The 17,219-nt window shown below is 58.9% G+C and carries 12 protein-coding genes and 1 pseudogene; 4 read left to right on the top strand and 9 right to left on the bottom strand.

Annotated elements, in window-relative coordinates; genetic code table 11:
- Positions 1 to 4: 4 nt before the first annotated feature.
- Together osmF and bglX are read right to left on the bottom strand one after the other, a co-directional pair.
- A complete protein-coding gene (osmF, locus tag AC3EMD_RS07985; protein ID WP_008804048.1) occupies positions 5 to 922 on the bottom strand; it encodes a glycine betaine ABC transporter substrate-binding protein OsmF in 918 nt (305 codons plus the stop codon).
- A gap of 136 nt (positions 923 to 1,058) precedes the next feature.
- Complete coding sequence (gene bglX, locus AC3EMD_RS07980) at positions 1,059 to 3,356, bottom strand: beta-glucosidase BglX (protein WP_004201601.1); 2,298 nt, start codon at positions 3,354 to 3,356, stop codon at positions 1,059 to 1,061.
- A 194-nt stretch (positions 3,357 to 3,550) separates the two neighbouring features.
- On the opposite strand from bglX, the gene dld reads away from it, so the two are divergent.
- Together dld and AC3EMD_RS07970 are read left to right on the top strand one after the other, a co-directional pair.
- Positions 3,551 to 5,296: a D-lactate dehydrogenase gene (dld, locus tag AC3EMD_RS07975; protein WP_008804046.1), complete on the top strand. Its 1,746-nt coding sequence runs from the start codon at positions 3,551 to 3,553 to the stop codon at positions 5,294 to 5,296.
- Positions 5,297 to 5,381: 85 nt separating this feature from the next.
- Positions 5,382 to 5,936 (top strand): GNAT family N-acetyltransferase, encoded by a 555-nt coding sequence (locus tag AC3EMD_RS07970; RefSeq protein WP_008804045.1) that lies wholly within the window; start codon positions 5,382 to 5,384, stop codon positions 5,934 to 5,936.
- Between the two features lie 344 nt (positions 5,937 to 6,280).
- Here AC3EMD_RS07970 and pbpG read toward each other — a convergent pair whose 3' ends face one another.
- Positions 6,281 to 7,231, bottom strand: a complete 951-nt coding sequence (gene pbpG, locus AC3EMD_RS07965) for a D-alanyl-D-alanine endopeptidase (protein ID WP_008804044.1) — start codon at positions 7,229 to 7,231, stop codon at positions 6,281 to 6,283.
- A gap of 188 nt (positions 7,232 to 7,419) precedes the next feature.
- On the bottom strand, positions 7,420 to 8,007 hold the full coding sequence (locus tag AC3EMD_RS07960; protein ID WP_008804043.1) for a Yip1 family protein: 588 nt from the start codon (positions 8,005 to 8,007) through the stop codon (positions 7,420 to 7,422).
- A gap of 153 nt (positions 8,008 to 8,160) precedes the next feature.
- On the opposite strand from AC3EMD_RS07960, the gene AC3EMD_RS07955 reads away from it, so the two are divergent.
- Positions 8,161 to 8,730 carry a DedA family protein gene (locus tag AC3EMD_RS07955; protein ID WP_008804042.1) on the top strand — a complete coding sequence of 190 codons (570 nt, stop codon included), beginning with the start codon at positions 8,161 to 8,163 and terminating at the stop codon, positions 8,728 to 8,730.
- 32 nt (positions 8,731 to 8,762) lie between these two features.
- Here AC3EMD_RS07955 and mdtQ read toward each other — a convergent pair whose 3' ends face one another.
- A complete protein-coding gene (mdtQ, locus tag AC3EMD_RS07950; protein ID WP_008804041.1) occupies positions 8,763 to 10,202 on the bottom strand; it encodes a multidrug resistance outer membrane protein MdtQ in 1,440 nt (479 codons plus the stop codon).
- A gap of 128 nt (positions 10,203 to 10,330) precedes the next feature.
- On the opposite strand from mdtQ, the gene AC3EMD_RS07945 reads away from it, so the two are divergent.
- Positions 10,331 to 11,065: a class I SAM-dependent methyltransferase gene (locus AC3EMD_RS07945; protein ID WP_008804040.1), complete on the top strand. Its 735-nt coding sequence runs from the start codon at positions 10,331 to 10,333 to the stop codon at positions 11,063 to 11,065.
- 33 nt (positions 11,066 to 11,098) lie between these two features.
- On the opposite strand, the gene AC3EMD_RS07940 is transcribed toward AC3EMD_RS07945, so the two are convergent.
- From AC3EMD_RS07940 to AC3EMD_RS07925, 4 genes and pseudogenes are all read right to left on the bottom strand, one after another.
- Positions 11,099 to 12,493, bottom strand: coding sequence for a glycoside hydrolase family 1 protein (locus AC3EMD_RS07940; protein ID WP_046881748.1), 1,395 nt, complete (start codon positions 12,491 to 12,493; stop codon positions 11,099 to 11,101).
- A gap of 15 nt (positions 12,494 to 12,508) precedes the next feature.
- Positions 12,509 to 14,483: pseudogene (gene bglF / locus AC3EMD_RS07935) on the bottom strand (PTS beta-glucoside transporter subunit IIABC).
- A gap of 30 nt (positions 14,484 to 14,513) precedes the next feature.
- Positions 14,514 to 15,347 (bottom strand): transcriptional antiterminator BglG, encoded by an 834-nt coding sequence (gene bglG, locus AC3EMD_RS07930; RefSeq protein ID WP_043876274.1) that lies wholly within the window; start codon positions 15,345 to 15,347, stop codon positions 14,514 to 14,516.
- Between the two features lie 155 nt (positions 15,348 to 15,502).
- Positions 15,503 to 16,867 (bottom strand): carbohydrate porin, encoded by a 1,365-nt coding sequence (locus AC3EMD_RS07925; protein ID WP_032740122.1) that lies wholly within the window; start codon positions 16,865 to 16,867, stop codon positions 15,503 to 15,505.
- Positions 16,868 to 17,219 lie beyond the last annotated feature (352 nt).

The following is a 17,219-nucleotide window of genomic DNA, read 5'->3' as shown; positions in this document are numbered from 1 at the left end:
TGGCTTACTTCAGCAGGCCTTTCTGCTGCAGATAATCTGCCGCCACGCGCTTCGCATCCTGGCCTTCCACCGCAATACGGGCGTTCAGCTGCTGCAAGGTTTTTTCATCGAGGCTGGCAAAGACCGGCTTCAGCCAGTCGGCGATCTGCGGATAGGCTTTGAGCACTGCCTCACGCACCACCGGCGTCGGGGCATAAATCGGCTGCACGCCCTGCGGATCGCTCAGCGTCTGTAACCCCAGCGCCGCGACCGGGCCGTCAGTGCCGTAGGCCATCGCCGCGTTTACGCCCGAGGTCTGCTGCGCCGCCGCTTTGATGGTCACCGCCGTATCGCCCCCGGCCAGCGACAACAGTTGGTTCTGGTTGAGGTTGAAGCCATACGCTTTTTCAAACGCCGGCAGCGCGTCCGGGCGCTCAATAAACTCCGCCGAGGCCGCCAGCTTAAATTCACCGCCCTGCTTCAGGTAGCGACTGAGGTCGGCCAGCGAGGTCAGGTGATTTTTCTCCGCCAGGTCCTGGCGCACCGCGATGGTCCAGGTGTTGTTGGCCGGCGCCGGGGTGAGCCACACCAGCTGATGTTTCTCCTGGTCGAGACGCTTCACCTTCTCATAGCCCTGTTGGGCATGCTTCCACGCCGGGTCGTTTTCATCTTTAAAGAAGAAGGCGCCATTGCCGGTATATTCCGGATAGATATCCAGCTCGCCGGCGACAATCGCCCCGCGCACCACCGGCGTGGTGCCGAGCTGGATTTTATTAATCGTTTTTACGCCGTGGCTTTCCAGCACCTGCTGGATCATATTGCCCAGCAGCGCGCCTTCGGTATCAATTTTCGAGCCGACCTTCACCGGCTCCGCCGCCTGCAGCGGTAAACTTATCAGGGCGGCCAGCGCCAGCGCACCGGACCATTTCATTGCCATCTTCATCCCGCTTCCCTCAGTTCTTTTGCGCTTCGCTTACAGAAGCTTAAGAGAAAAGCGTAGTCCATTTGCCAGCGATGCGAAAAAGAAAAGGCCGATTAATCGGCCTTTAACGTGTCACGTTGAGCTTAAGGGCTATTCCTTACAACAGTTCAAACTCGCTCTGCTTCACGCGGGCGGAGTCCACGCCGATAAAGACATTGAATTTGCCCGGCTCAGCAACGTATTTCATCTGCTGGTTCCAGAACTTCAGCGCGTCGACGTCAATCGGGAAGCTGACGGTTTGCGTTTCGCCCGGCTTGAGGTTGACCTTTTTAAAGCCGCGCAGCATTTTCACCGGCCGGCTCATGGAGGCAGTGACGTCCTGCAGATACAGCTGAATGACCGTTGCCCCTTCGCGTTTGCCGGTGTTGGTCACCTGCACGCTGGCGGTCACGCTGCCGTCGCGCGGCAGGGTGGCTGACGACATGGTGACATCGGAGACGCTAAAGGTGGTGTAGCTGAGGCCGTAACCAAACGGATACAGCGGGCCGTTGGCTTCATCGAAGTAACGCGAGGTGTACTTGTTCGGTTTCTCCGGATTATACGGCCGGCCGGTATTCAGGTGGCTGTAGTAGGTTGGGATCTGCCCCACCGAGCGCGGGAAAGACATCGGCAGTTTGCCCGACGGGTTATAGTCGCCAAACAGCACGTCGGCGATGGCGTGACCGCCTTCAGTGCCGGCAAACCAGGTCTCCAGCAGCGCATCGGCTTGCTGATCCTCTTTCACCAGCGCCAGCGGACGGCCGTTCATCAGCACCAGCACCAGCGGTTTGCCGGTGGCTTTGAGGGCGGCAATCAGATTGCGCTGGCTCTGCGGCAGGGTGATGTCGGTCCGGCTGGAGGCCTCATGCGCCATGCCCTGCGCTTCGCCCACCACGGCAACCACCACGTCGGATTGCTTCGCCGCCGCGACGGCTTCGTCGATCATTTCCTGCGGCGAGCGCGGGTCAACCTGCACCGCGTTCTCATACAGGTTAAGGAAATCGACAATGCCTTTATCGTCAGTGACGTTAGCGCCTTTGGCGTAAATCACTTTGCCGTTATCACCCAGCGCTTCTTTAATGCCGGTCAGGACGGTCACCGACTGGTCGGCCACCCCGGCCGCGGACCAGCTGCCCATCATGTCGCGTTTGCTGTCCGCCAGCGCACCGACCACCGCGATAGTGCCGGATTTTTTCAGCGGCAGCGTATCGAGACGGTTTTTCAGCAGTACCAGACTTTCGCGGGCCACTTCCCGCGCCTCTTTGCGATGCAGGCGGCTTTCCGCGTTGGTGTCCTGCGGGTCAGAATCTTTTGGTCCCAGGTGGCTGTAAGGATCGTTGAACAGCCCCATGTCATATTTGACGTTGAGCACATGACGGGTGGCGTCATCCAGCTCGGCCATGGTCACCTTGCCAGACTTCACCAGCCCCGGCAGGTACTTGCTGTAATACTCGTCACTCATGCTCATGTTGATGCCGGACTTGAGCGCCACGCGCACCGCGTCTTCCGGGTCGGAGGCCACGCCGTGCTTAATCAACTCTTTGATGGCGCCGTGGTCGGAGACCGTGATGCCTTTAAAGCCCCACTGGTCGCGCAGGACGTCTTTCAGCAGCCAGGAATCAGCAGTCGCCGGGGTGCCGTTCAGCGAGTTCAGGGCCACCATCACCGCGCCGCTGCCGGCATCAAGCCCGGCTTTGTACGGCGGCATATAGTCGTTGAACAGGCGCTGCGGGCTCATGTCGACCGTGTTGTACTCTTTCCCGCCCTCCACCGCGCCGTAGGCGGCGAAGTGCTTGACGCTGGTCATCACCGAATAGCGGTCCGCCGGGCTCTTGCCCTGCATCGACTCCACCATCGCCTGGCCCATCATCGTGGTCAGATACGTGTCTTCCCCGAACCCTTCGGAAGCGCGTCCCCAGCGCGGGTCGCGGGAGACGTCGACCATCGGCGCCCAGGTCATGTTCAGGCCGTCATCGGCGGCTTCATAAGCTGACACGCGGCCCACGGTCTTCACGGCGTCAAGGTTAAACGATGAGGCCAGGCCGAGGCTTATCGGGAACACGGTGCGCTGACCGTGCAGCACATCGTAGGCAAAGAACAATGGGATCTTCAGGCGGCTAAGCTGCATCACCTGATCCTGCATCACGCGGATATCCGGCCGGGTGACGGTGTTAAAAATCGCCCCCACCTGACCGTTTTTGATCATTTCGCGGATCGCCTCTTTCGGGTTATCCGGGCCAACGCTTATCAGACGCAGCTGGCCGATTTTCTCGTCTACCGTCATTTTTTTCAGCAGATCGGTGACAAAGGCATCCCGCGCCTGCGGGGTCAGAGGGTGGTTACCAAACAGTTCATCCGCCAGCGCGGGTTGCAGCGCCAGACTCACGGCGACGCCTACAGTGCAGAGCCATTTCATTGTTATCTCGCTTTTTCTCAGACGGGGACTCGGTAAAACATAATAAAAACCGCAGTTTGCCATATATATAAACAACGCGCCCGCAGAATGCTAAGGTTCTTCTCTGATTTTTGCGAAACATTCATGCATCAAATTGTCATACAAAGCGCTATGCTTATCCTCGATATTTCGCGCACCACCACAAGGAGTGGAACATGTCATCTGCACCCACTAATACCCATAAAACGTTTCTGGCGGATCTGGCGCGCCTGGTTGGCCCTTCGCATCTGCTGACCGACCCGGCAAAAACCCAACGCTACCGCAAAGGCTTCCGCTCCGGTCAGGGCGAGGCGCTGGCGGTTGTCTTTCCCGGCACCCTGCTGGAACTCTGGCGCGTGCTTAACGCCTGCGTAGACGCCGATAAAATTATTCTGATGCAGGCGGCCAACACCGGCCTGACCGAAGGTTCGACCCCCAACGGCAATGATTACGATCGCGAGATCGTGATTATCAGCACTCTGCGCCTGGATAAACTGCATCTGCTGGACAAAGGCGAGCAGGTGCTGGCCTGGCCCGGCACTACCCTCTATTCGCTGGAAAAAGCGCTCAAACCGCTGGGTCGCGAGCCGCACTCAGTGATCGGCTCGTCGTGCATCGGCGCATCGGTGATCGGCGGGATCTGCAACAACTCCGGCGGTTCGCTGGTGCAGCGCGGGCCCGCCTATACCGAAATGTCGCTGTTCGCGCAGATTGACGCCGACGGCAAGCTGAAGCTGGTCAACCATCTGGGCATTGATCTCGGCAGCACGCCGGAGCAGATCCTCAGCCGCCTCGACGACGAGCGCATCAGCGATAGCGATGTGCTGCACGACGGCCGCCACGCCCACGATCACGACTATGTCACTCGCGTGCGCGATGTCGATGCCGACACCCCGGCGCGCTACAACGCCGACCCGGACCGCCTGTTCGAATCCTCCGGCTGCGCCGGCAAGCTGGCGGTTTTCGCCGCGCGTCTGGATACCTTCCCGGCGGAAAAACGCCAGCAGGTGTTTTACATTGGCACCAACCAGCCGCAGGTATTGACCGAGATCCGCCGCCATATCCTCGCCGAGTTCCAGCATCTGCCGGTGGCCGGGGAATATATGCACCGCGATATTTACGATATCGCCGAGAAGTATGGCAAAGACACCTTCCTGATGATCGACAAGCTCGGCACCGACAAAATGCCGTTCTTCTTCACCATGAAGGGGCGCACCGACGCGATGCTGGAGAAAGTCTCGCTGTTTAAGCCGCACTTTACCGACCGCTTTATGCAGAAGCTCGGCCACGTCTTCCCGGCGCACTTACCGGAGCGGATGAAAACCTGGCGTGATAAATATGAACATCATCTGCTGCTGAAGATGGCCGGGGATGGCATCGAAGAAGCGCAGCGCTGGCTGACGGAATACTTCCAGCAGGCCGAGGGGGATTTCTTCGCCTGTACGCCGGAGGAAGGCAGCAAGGCGTTTCTGCACCGCTTTGCCGCCGCCGGCGCGGCCATCCGCTATCAGGCGGTGCATGCTGACGAAGTGGAAGATATTCTGGCGCTGGATATCGCCTTGCGCCGCAACGATACCGAGTGGTTCGAACATCTGCCGCCGGAGATCGACAGCCAGCTGGTGCATAAGCTCTACTATGGCCACTTTATGTGCCATGTGTTCCATCAGGATTACATCGTCAAGAAAGGGGTCGACGCCCACGCTCTGAAAGAGCAGATGCTGGCGTTGCTGAAAGCGCGTGGCGCCCAGTACCCGGCGGAGCATAACGTGGGTCATCTGTATGAGGCCCCGGAGAGCCTGCAGCAGTTCTATCGCCAGAACGATCCGACCAACAGCATGAACCCGGGGATTGGTAAAACCAGTAAGCAGAAATACTGGGGTGAAGCGGCACCAACGCCGGTCTCCCCGGCAGATCCGCAATAATCAGCGGCAGGACTATTCAGCCTGGCGCTTCTGTATTACGCTGCACGCCGGAGAATGTCTCTCCGGCAGATTCAGGAGCGCCGCCATGCCCGCAGAGGCCCCGTTACTCGACAGTGATTTAGAAATTCGTGAAGCGCTGCCCGACGATGCGCACGCCATCGCCGCGCTGTATGTCTGGCACGTGCTCAATGGCCGCGCTTCCTTTGAAGAGATCCCCCCTACCGTTGACGAAATGCGTAAACGGATCAAAACCGTCCGCGATAACGGGCTGCCCTGGCTGGTGGCGCTGTGGCGCGGCGCCATCGTCGGCTACTGCTACGCCACCTTCTATCGGCCTCGTCCGGCCTATCGCTACACGCTTGAGGAATCGATCTACGTGGAATCCGGGATGGGCGGGCGCGGCATCGGCAGCGCGTTGCTGTCGCGGCTGATCGCCGAATGCGAGAAAGGCCCGTGGCGGCAGATGCTGGCGATCATTGGCGATGGCCATAACAATGCCGGTTCGCTGGCGATCCATAAAAAGTTTGGTTTTACCGTGGCGGGTCAACTGCGCAGCGTGGGCTACAAGATGGGCGACTGGCGAGATACGTTGATTATGCAGCGCGCGCTGGGTGACGGCGACTGGACGCTGCCGGAGTGATATCCGGCGTCAAATCCCCGGCTCGCGGCGTAAACGCCTTAGCCGGGCTACCGTTCAGCGCGGTTCCGTAGAGGTGTCAGCCGCCATCCGGCACAAACACCGGCACTCGGCCTGATTGCCCGGCGGCGCTGCGCTTGCCGGGCCTACGAAAGGGGCGAACCCGGCGCCAAATCACGTAGGCCGGATAAGGCGCAATGCGCCGCCATCCGGCACAAACGCGGCACGGTGTCGGGTATATTGCCCGGCGGCGCTGCGCTTGCCGGGCCTACGAAGGGGGCGAACCCGGTGCCAAATCACGTAGCCCGGATAAGGCGCAATGCGCCGCCATCCGGGGGACAGGCAGATTAATCGTTCTGCGCGGTCTGCGCGCCGCCTTTCAGCATCGCCTCCGCCATCTGCGCTTCGCGCTGCTTTTTATAGCTCAGCGCCGAGGCGGGTACCGGCATCACCTTCCCGGTTTCAATCCAGGTCCGCAAGCGGCTGGCGTCGGCGAAGTGGGTGTATTTACCGAAGGCATCCATCACCACCAGCGCCACCGGGCGTTGGTTAATCACCGTACGCATAATCAGGCAGTGGCCGGCAGCGTTGGTGAAGCCGGTTTTAGTCAGCTGGATATTCCAGTTATCGCGATACACCAGATGGTTGGTGTTGCGGAACGGCAGGCTGTAGGCCGGATGGGCGAAGGTGGCTGTCTCTTCTTTGGTGGTGCTCAACTGACCGATCAGCGGATACTGCTCGCTGGCGATCAGCAGTTTGGTCAGATCGCGGGCGGTGGAGACGTTATGCACCGACAGGCCCGTCGGCTCCACGTAGCGGGTATGAGTCATGCCCAGCGCCTGGGCTTTGGCGTTCATCGCGCGAATGAAGGCATCGTAGCCGCCTGGATAGTGATGCGCCAGGCTGGCGGCCGCGCGGTTCTCGGAAGACATCAGCGCCAGCAGCAGCATCGTGCGGCGGCTGATTTGGCTGTTGAGGCGCACGCGGGAGTAGATCCCCTTCATTTCCGGCGTATGGCTGATATCCACCGTCAGCATCTCATCCATCGGCAGATGGGCATCGAGCACCACCATGGCGGTCATCACTTTGGTGATTGACGCCATCGGGCGCACCAGATCCGGCTGGCTGGCATAGATGATTTTTTTGGTGGCCAGATCGACGATCATGGCGCTGCCGGAGGCGATATCCGGCTGCGAGGCGGCAACCGCCGCGGAGGTTTTTGCTAACGCCTGGGGCGCAAAAGGCACAGCCAGCAGCAAGGTCAGGCTGAGCAAAGAGACTCGAAATTTCGGCATCATGGGCATTCTGAAAAGTATTTTTGCACGTTATGGAACGTACGCCGCGAGGTTAAGTGGGCAACATCGCTGGCAAACGCCATCATACCGCGCCGTAAGGCCCTGTGCCTAATAAGAATCGTGAAGAAATGCTGCATTGCCGACACAAAATACATATTTGCCGGCAATGCATATTATCCAGTGACGTGCGATCAGAAGAGTCGGTAACCATACCCCCACAGTACCACGGTGATCGCCAGCAGCACTTCCAGTACCAGCACTCCGATGGCCAGCGTCGAACTGGCGAAGCTTAACCCCTCTTCCCGGTTAATGCTCAGGAAGGTCGGGATGCCCAGATAGAGCAGATAGCCGGTGTAAAACAGCGCGATGGTACCGATCAGCGCGCACAGCCAGACCAGCGGATAGAGCGCCACAATCCCGCTCAGGAACAGCGGCGTGGCCACATAGCCGGCAAACACCATGCAGCGTTTCAGGGAAGGCTGCTGCGGATACTGCCTGGCCATCCACCAGATAACCCGCCCCATGATCGCCACCCCGGCCAGCATCACGGCATAAAACAGTACCGCCAGCGCCAGACCGGTCAACATCGACAGTTTAATAACGGTGCCGTCGCCGAAGTTCCAGCCCAGCTGCGTGGTGCCGATAAAGGCGCACACCACCGGAACCGCCGCCATCAGCAGCACATGGTGCGTATAGTGATGAGAAATGGTTTCATTCTCGCTCTTAATCACGCTCATTTCCCGGTTGGGATGAGCGAAGAGCCCCCAGACATGGTTCATAGCGTCCCCCTTGTCACGGCTTCGTACTGCACTGATCCAAGTATAATTCACCCTGTAGATTATTTTGTGTACAGCGCAAAAAATCTGCGTCGCCGCGTTTTGGTCAGCAGGGTGTATGATTAACAGGTGATGAGATAAGGAGATAAGCTGTTTATGGATATCAATCACCTGATTTCCCAGTATGGCTACGCGGCGCTGATCGTCGGCAGCATGGCGGAAGGTGAGACCATTACCCTGCTGGGCGGCGTCGCAGCGCATCAGGGGTTACTGAAGTTTCCCCTGGTGGTGATCGCCGTCGCCCTCGGCGGGATGATTGGCGATCAGCTGCTCTATCTGGTCGGCCGCCGCTTCGGGGGACGCATTCTGCGCCGTTTCGCCAGCCAGAAGGCGCGAATACGTAAAGCGCAGCGCATGATCCAGCACCGGCCGTGGCTGTTTGTCATCGGCACCCGCTTTATGTATGGCTTCCGGGTAATCGGCCCCCTGCTGATCGGCGCCAGCCGCCTGCCGCCGCGCATTTTCCTGCCGTTGAATATTGTCGGAGCGCTGGTGTGGGCCCTGCTGTTTACCACCATTGGCTATCTCGGCGGCGAGGTGGTTGGCCCGTGGCTGCACCATCTGGACGCCCATCTGAAGCACTGGATCTGGCTGATCCTCGCGGTAGGACTGGTGGTCGCCGCCCACTGGTGGCTCAGGCGGCGAGAAAGGAAGAAGAAAGACTAAACGGCGCCCCCGCAGGCGCGCCGTTGCGCCGGTTATTTCACGCTCTGGTGATAGCCGCCGCCGAGAGCAGAAGTCAGCTGAATGCTGGCGTCAATCCACTGGCCGTGCAGGCGCAATGCGGTAATGCGCTCCTGCAGCGCCGGGAGCTTCGCCATACTGACTCTGGAGCCGGGTAAGATCCCCGCCGCCATTCGGGCCTGCGCCAGGTTCACCACCCGCTGGGCGTCTTTTTCAACCTGCTGCTGCTGCTGGCTTTTGGCCATCAGCGTCTCGACCTGGCTGGCGGTTTTCGCCACCTGGTTGACGGCATCCACTACCGCTTTGTTGTACTGCGCTATCGACAGGCTGTTCTGCGCGCTGGCAATATCCAGATTGGCATTGAGGCGGCCGCTGTCAAAGATCGGCAGCGTCAGTCCGGCGGTGACGCCCATCTGCTGCGCCGAGTGACGGAAAAGATCGCTTAAGTGCAGGGCATCCTGCTGCAGGAACGCCATCAGATTGATGTCGGGATAAAACGCCGCTTTCGCCGCGTCCACTTCGCTCAGCGATGCCTCAATGTACCAGTGAGCAACCTGCAGATCCGGGCGGCGCGCCAGCAGCTCATAGCCGAGGGTATCAGGCAGCTGCGCGCTGACCGTCGGCAGGCTGACCGGTTTGAGATTCAGCGACTGGCTCTGGCTGTTGGTCAGGGCCATCAGGCGCGCTTCAATCTCTTTCATCGTGCCCGCCACGTCCGCCAGCTGCTGGTCGGTTTTGCTGACGTTAATATCGTTCTCCGCCCCTTCGGCGGAGTTGGTGATCCCGCGCTGCAACAGGGCCTTGTCGACCGTCACGATATTATTTTGCTCACCCTTCACCTGCTGCAGCACCGCTTTAATCGCCGCTTCCGTCTGCCACTGCCAGTACAGGCGCGCCACGCTGCCAGAAAGCAATTCGCGGGTCTGGGCCTGCTCCGCCACCTGGGCTTTCAGCTCGCCGATGCGCGCTTTCACCAGCGCGCGGTTTTTACCCCACAGGTCCAGATCCCAGCCAGCGGTCAGGCCGAAGGTGCCGTTGGTGTACCACGGGCCGGTATTGCCGTCGGTGTCGGTGGCGAACGGCCCCATCAGGCCTTCGGCCGACATGCGCTGGCGTTCAACATCGGCGGAGAAATCCATCTCCGGGCCAAGATTCGCCTGCGACATTCGCGCCTGCGCTTCGGCAAGCCTGATGCGCTGTTCGGCAATTTGCATATCCGGCGCATTGGCGAGTGCGCGCTGAATCAGATTATCCAGTTGGGCATCGTGATAGTCTTTCCACCAGTCGGTCTGCGGCCAGCCATTTTTCACGGCGGCAGGGAGATCCATGGAAACATGGGAGGCTGGAATTTGCTGCTGCGGCGGATTAGCAACCTCATGAGATGGCGCGCAGCCAGCCAGCGCGATGGCCAGGGGCAATGCCGCCAGCACGCTTTTATTTAATATCAATTTCATTAGACAGGTCAGATAACTTAATCAGGTTGGTTATCATAAGTTAATTGAATTAAACGCGTTTAGTAAAGCGTGTGACTAAATTATTAGTTAGCTAAAAATAAACAACCTTATCAATTCAAGGGATGAATATGAGTCAGAATATTTATGACGACCCGCAGTTTTTTGCCGGCTATGCGACCCTCGATCGCTCGGTGAAGGGGCTGGATGGCGCACCGGAGTGGCCTTCCCTGCAGGCAATGTTGCCGCCGATAACCGGTTTGCGGGTGGTGGATCTCGGCTGCGGCTACGGCTGGTTTTGCCGCTGGGCACAGCAGCAGGGAGCCAGCCAGATAACCGGTTTTGATATCTCCCAGCGCATGCTGGCGCAGGCGCGGGAGATGACCCGCGGGGATGAGATTGTCTACCGCTGCGCCGATCTGCAAACCCTGACGCTGCCCGCCAACAGCTGCGATCTGGTCTACAGCTCGCTGGCGCTGCATTATTTACCGGACATTGCCCCGCTCTTCGCCACCCTGCAGCAGGCGCTGGTTCCCGGCGGCACCCTGGTCTTTTCCGCCGAACATCCCATCTATACCGCCCCCTTGCAGCAGGGCTGGCGGGTGGATGACCAGGGACAGAAAAGCTGGCCGGTCAGTCACTATCAGCAGGAGGGTGAGCGCGTCAGCAACTGGTTTGCCGAGGGCGTCATCAAGCAACATCGCAAGCTCTCAAGCTGGATAAACGCGCTTATCGCCGCGGGTTTTGTGCTGGAGCAGCTGGATGAGTGGGGTCCGAGCGCCGAACAGATTGTCCAACAGCCCGCCCTGGATGAAGAGAAAGAACGTCCGATGATCTTTTTACTGCGCGCGCGTAAACCGGGCTAATCCCCCGCCCGGCGATGGCCGGGCGGGCATCCTTTACGCTTTCAGGCTGGCGCCGCGGCTGGCAATCACCTCTTTATACCAGTCAAAACTCTTCTTCTTACTGCGCGCCAGGGTGCCGGTGCCGTCATCATGACGGTCGACATAGATAAAGCCATAGCGCTTCGACAGCTCCGCCTTCGAGGCGCTCACCAGGTCAATCGGCCCCCAGCTGGTAAAGCCCATCAGCTCAACGCCATCGTCAATGGCTTCCCGCGCCTGCACCAGATGGTCGTTCAGGTAACTGATGCGGTAGTCATCGTTAATGCTGCCATCGGCTTCCACCTTATCCTTGGCGCCCAGACCATTTTCCACGATAAACAGCGGCTTCTGATAGCGATCCCACAGCACGTTCAGCAGCGTACGCAGGCCCAGCGGGTCTATCTGCCAGCCCCACTCCGAGCTCGCCAGGTGCGGGTTCGGCACCATGCTGAGAATATTGCCGCGCGCCTGCTGGTTCAGCGCCTCGTCGGCGGTGACGCAGCCGGTCATGTAGTAGCTAAAGGAGATAAAGTCGACGGTGGTTTTCAGCGCCTCGCGATCGGCATCGGTAATGGTGAGCGTGATGCCGTTGTCGCGGAAAAAGCGCTGCATATAGCCCGGGTACGCGCCGCGCGCCTGCACGTCGCCAAAGAACTGCCAGCTGCGGTTCTCCTGCAGCGTCTCAAACACATCTTCCGGTTTGCAGCTCAGGGGATACATCAGCCCGCCGAGCAGCATATTGCCGATTTTGCCCTCGGGCACCAGCTCGTGACAGGCTTTAACCGCCAGAGCGCTGGCCACCAGCTGGTGGTGAATCGCCTGATACACCTCGCCTTTGCTGCTGCCGGCCGGCAGGCCGACGCCGGTCATCGGAGCATGCAGCGACATATTGATTTCGTTAAAGGTCAGCCACAATTTGACCTTATTTTTATAGCGGCTGAACACCGTGCGGGCGTAGCGCTCAAAGAAACCAATCACCTCCCGGCTGCCCCAGCCGCCGTAGTTTTTTACCAGCGCCCACGGCATTTCATAATGCGACAGCGTCACCAGCGGGGTGATGTTGTGCTTCGCCATCTCGTCGAACAGCTTGTCGTAGAACGCGAGACCGGCTTCGTTGGGCTCGGCGTCATCGCCATTGGGATAGATGCGGGTCCAGGCGATGGACACCCGCAGGCAGTTAAAGCCCATCTCGGCGAACAGAGCGATATCTTCCGGGTAGCGATGGTAAAAATCGATCGCCACATCCTTAATACCGCTGTCGCCGGGTACGCGCTCGACCACCTCGCCGAACACGCCGTACGGCTGCACATCGGAGGTGGATAAGCCTTTGCCCTCTTCCAGATAAGCCCCTTCCACCTGATTCGCCGCGGTCGCGCCGCCCCATAAAAAATCCGCCGGGAATGTTTTCATCTCTCTCTCCTGTGATTAATGGCTGACTGACAACAGCGGCTGGCCGGCTTCGACGGCGCTGGACGCCACCGTATCAATTTCCCGGTAGTCGTCGCTGTTGCTGATAATGATCGGGGTCGCCAGGTCGTAACCGGCATCCAGAATCGCCTGACGATCGAACTCGATCAGCAGATCGCCGGCCTGCACCCTGTCGCCCTCTTTGACATGTGCGGTAAACGGCACGCCGTCGAGTTTGACCGTGTCGATGCCGACGTGGATCAACAGCTCAATGCCGCTGTCGCTCTGCAGGCCGATGGCATGTTTAGTCTGAAACAGGGAAGCCACTTCGCCCGGGAACGGGGCAATCACTTGGCCCACCGCCGGGATAATGGCGACCCCTTTACCGAGCAGGCCGCTGGCGAAGGTGCTATCCGGCACCTGCTCGAGGGCGATAACGCTGCCGCTCATCGGTGCCAGAATATCGTTTGCCGAGGCCGGGGCTACCGTCACGGCGCCCGGTGCAGCGCTGGCGCGCGGCATGCCGGCGAAGAAGGTCAGCACGCAGGCAAGCACGAAAGCCACGCCGGTGCCGATAAGCCCGCCCCAGACGGTGGCGTCAATCCCGCCAGGCGGGATCATCTGCGCCGGGAAAAAGATATTCGGCACACCGAACGAGTAAGCATGGCTATTACTGAAGGCAGTGATCGCCCCGCCGATGGCGCCGGCGATACAGCCGAAGATAAACGGACGACGCAGCGGCAGGGTCAGACCGTAGATAGCCGGCTCGGTGATGCCAAACAGCCCGGCAGAGAAGGCGGAACCGGCCAGCATCCGCTGACGCGCATCGCGGGTGGCCAGCAAAATCCCCAGAACCGCCCCCACCTGGGCAATCACCGCCGGAAGAATAATCGGCAGCATGGAGTCGTGACCAAGTACCGTCATGTTGTTGATCATCAACGGCACCAGCCCCCAGTGCAGGCCAAAAATAACGCACACCTGCCACATGGCGCCCAGTACCGCGCCCGCCAGCCATGGGGCAAACGCATAAATGAACTGGTAGCCGTTGGCCAACAGATGGCTCAGCCAGGTGGCGACCGGGCCAATCACCAGGAAGGTGAGCGGGACCACCACCGCCAGGCAGATCGCCGGGGTGAAGAAGTTTTTCATTGATGACGGCAACAGCGCGTTGCTCTTGCGCTCCAGCCAGCAGCAGACCCACGAGGCGAGAATAATCGGGATCACTGACGAGCTGTAGTTGATAAAGGTCACCGGGATGCCGAGAAAGTGCTCCACCGCCGCGCCCGGCGCCTGGCTGGCCTCAAAGGCCTGAATCATCAGCGGGTGGGTTAACGCCCCGCCAATCACCATCGAGATAAACGGGTTGCCGCCAAACTTCTTCCCGGCGGTATAGCCAAGAAACAGCGGGAAGAAAAAGAACAGCGCGTCGCTGGCGGCAAACCAGATTTTATAAGTCCCCTGCTCCGGCGTAAGCCAGCCGCAGGTCACCGCCAGCGCCAGCAGGCCTTTCAGCAGACCGGTCGCCGCCATCACGCCGATAAACGGTGTAAAAATGCCGGAAATGATGTCGATAAGCTGGCTTAACACCGATCCTTTAGCCGCTTTTTCCCCGGCAACCGGTTCGCTGTCATCGCTTAACCCCGCCTCCTGGCGCACCGCCAGCCAGACGTCGTGAACGTGGTTGCCAATCACCACCTGAAACTGGCCACCGCTCTCCACCACCATAATGACGCCCGGATTGGCCTTCAGCCCTTCGGCATCGGCTTTGCCGTTATCTTTCAGTTTAAAACGCAGACGTGTCGCACAGTGAACCAGACTCACAATGTTCTCTTTGCCGCCGACGCGGTTGAGAATATCCTGCGCGAGTGCTTTATATTCCATGCTCTTTTCCTTACTGCCGCTGCCCGCAGACAACCGGCGACTGAGTAGTAAAAAATAAAAAAACCCGAGAACCACGCCGGTGGGCGTCGCGCTCAGGTTTTGCCTGCATCATGCAGTAACAATCCAGTTTTGTTGGGGGGAATTAACGCCCCTCTTTTCTTACCCGTTCGATATGAATGGCAAGAAACATAATCTCTTCGGTGGTCAGCGACCGCTGATACTGCTTTTGCAGATGCGTCGCCACCGTTTCCGCACACTTCCACGCTTTAGCGTAGTTATCTTTCACCGCGCTGTGCAGCGAAACGTCGTCATCTTCCACCACCGTGCGCGTCAGCATCCGCTGGGCGAAAAATTTCAGGTGGGTAACGAAACGCTGATAGCTCAGCGACTCTTCATCGTAATTCAGCTGCAGCTGATACTTCACCAGCTGCAGGATCTCCTGCATCACCCGGGTCACGTGCATGACCTCCGGCATTTCGCTGTTGAGCTGCGCCGTCACCAGATGCAGGGCGATAAATCCGGCTTCATCCTCCGCTAGCTCCACGCCAAGCCTTTTGGCAATAATGGCCCTTGCCTCCTGACCCAGCGCGAACTCCTTCGGATACAGCCGCTTAATCTCCCACAGCAGCACGTTACGCAGTGCGATGCCCTTTTTCTGCCGCTCGATAGCAAAATGACAGTGATCCGTTAATGTGATGTACAAACTTTCCTGTAGCTTGCCCAGCCGCCCGCGTGCCAGGTCGATAATGCGATCGCAGGTGGTCATCTCTTCTAACGGTATCTGACTGAGTAACTCACCTAAGCGGCCTACCAGTTCATCGCTCTGTAAGGCGAAGACTTTTTCAATTTTACTGTCGTCCAGCACGTCGCCCGGGCGTTTCTGAAAGGCCAGCCCTCGCCCCATCACCACCTGTTCGCGCCGGTGCTCGTCAAGAACCACCACCACATTGTTATTGAGTACTTTGGCGATTTGCATATAGACCCCAGAAACAAAAAAACCTGACCCCCGACGAAACGCCAGGTGATCAGGTTTTGCCTGCCGCAGCAGTTGCAATCCAACACCCGCACTGTAACAACTTCTGCTGCGCGCTCAACCTGACAAGTGAAAAAACGTGATTAAGATCGCGACTATCAGAAAGTCACCACCGTTTTCCACTCCACCACCCATGCGTCCTGGGTCTGCGCGACGCCGCCCGGACGGTGCCAGTACTGCAGGCCCGGCTGCAGCTCCAGCCAGGAGACCGGGCGGAAGCGATAATAGAGCTCGCCGTTCAGCGAATGACCGGCCACCGGCTGGTAAGCCGGATCGTTATAGTCGGTGGCCCCGCTGATCTGGTTCATATAGCGCTGGTTACGTGCGTAGTGGCTGCTCATGTCGATCCACGTCAGACCAAAGCCAATCCAGTCCTCCGGGCGGGCGTCAAACAGCCCGCGGTAGCGCATGGAGGCGGCGACGGCGGAGTGGATATAGTTGCTGCGCTGGTCGCTGAGGCTGCCGCTCAGCGAGACGCTCATCCCCCGCAGCGGGTCGTCGGCGTGGCGAGTGATCTGCTGGTTCAGGCCGGCGTACATAAACCAGGTGCTGTCGTGCTCGGCGTAGCCTTGCGGATCGGTCGCCCCGGCGCCGCCGGATTTGCCGCTGTAGAGGTCGGTTTGCGGCGCGTTAGTCCAGACCACACCCAGGTTATAGGCTCCCGGCAGGCCATTCATCAGCGGACGGGTTTCGATCTCCATCGGCAGTAAAATGCCTTTGCTGCCCTTCGTCGACCCGCTCCAGGCGTGACTGCGCGCGGTAGCCTGCGGGTTTTGCTCCATCACCCCGCCTTTCAGGGTGACCGTCGGCGTCAGCTTGTACTCCAGGGTGGTGCCCCAGGTGTGGATGTTCCAGTTATTCCAGGTCAGCGAGTTGGCCGATTTCCCACCGCACTGGGTCAGTAGCTGAAAATCGCAGGGAATGATCTGGTCGAAAGTTTGCACCTTGTTCATCATGCCGATGCGCCAGGTCAGGCGACGGTCGTCAAAGCTGCGGGCAAAGGTCAGCCAGCCGAGGCGGGTGATCGACCCGCCGCCCCAACTCTCCTGCGACAGATCGTTGAAACTCACCCGCGGATCCTGCAGCCGTTTCGTGGTGAGGTTATCATCGTGGTTACGGTTGACGATGTTGCCTTCGAGACGCGCATCCGGTATGCCGGTCCAGCGCTCCAGATCCTGGGTAAAGGTCAGCGCCACCTGGTCAATATAGGCCAGGTGTTTATCATGGTCGTAACCGCCGCCGGCGTTGTAGGCCATCTCGTTAAGATACCCGAGATTATAATGAAAGCCGTTCTCTTCGAGGATCGGACGAATGCCCAGCATATCGCCCAGCAGCCCCTGCTGCCCGGCTTCGAACCCCAGCACGCTGCCGTTCCACGCCGGAGTTTCCGCGGCGCTCACGGCAGGCACCATTGCCGCCAGCGCCGCGCCGATCAAAAGCTGATTTATTTTTTTGTTATGCATTGTGATATCCACCGTGACTGAATAAAAACAAAGGGGATCCCCAGGTTATTTATTTACCTGTTTTCTTTTTTAAAAAATGAATGGCAAAGGGCGTCCGCCGGTAATAAAACCGCGACGATGCCAGAGAAAACGTTAATTACAAACTATTGTTTTACATAACCATTTTTTCACCATTGAATTTTAGCCAAAAAAAAACCTAAGCACTTTCCGCCACGAATGACGAAAGTGCTTAGGTTTTGCCTGGGTTCAGTAGCAATCCTGAATTGATTGACCGCACATTATCACTTTATTCAACTCATGCCTACCAGCAATAGGCAGGCAAGTAATAATATGTGAAGCAAATAACAGTATG

It is taken from the genome of Klebsiella sp. PK18, assembly GCF_057784655.1.
The sequence above is the reverse complement of the archived record's forward strand: the minus strand, read 5'-3'. Positions and strand labels throughout refer to the sequence as shown.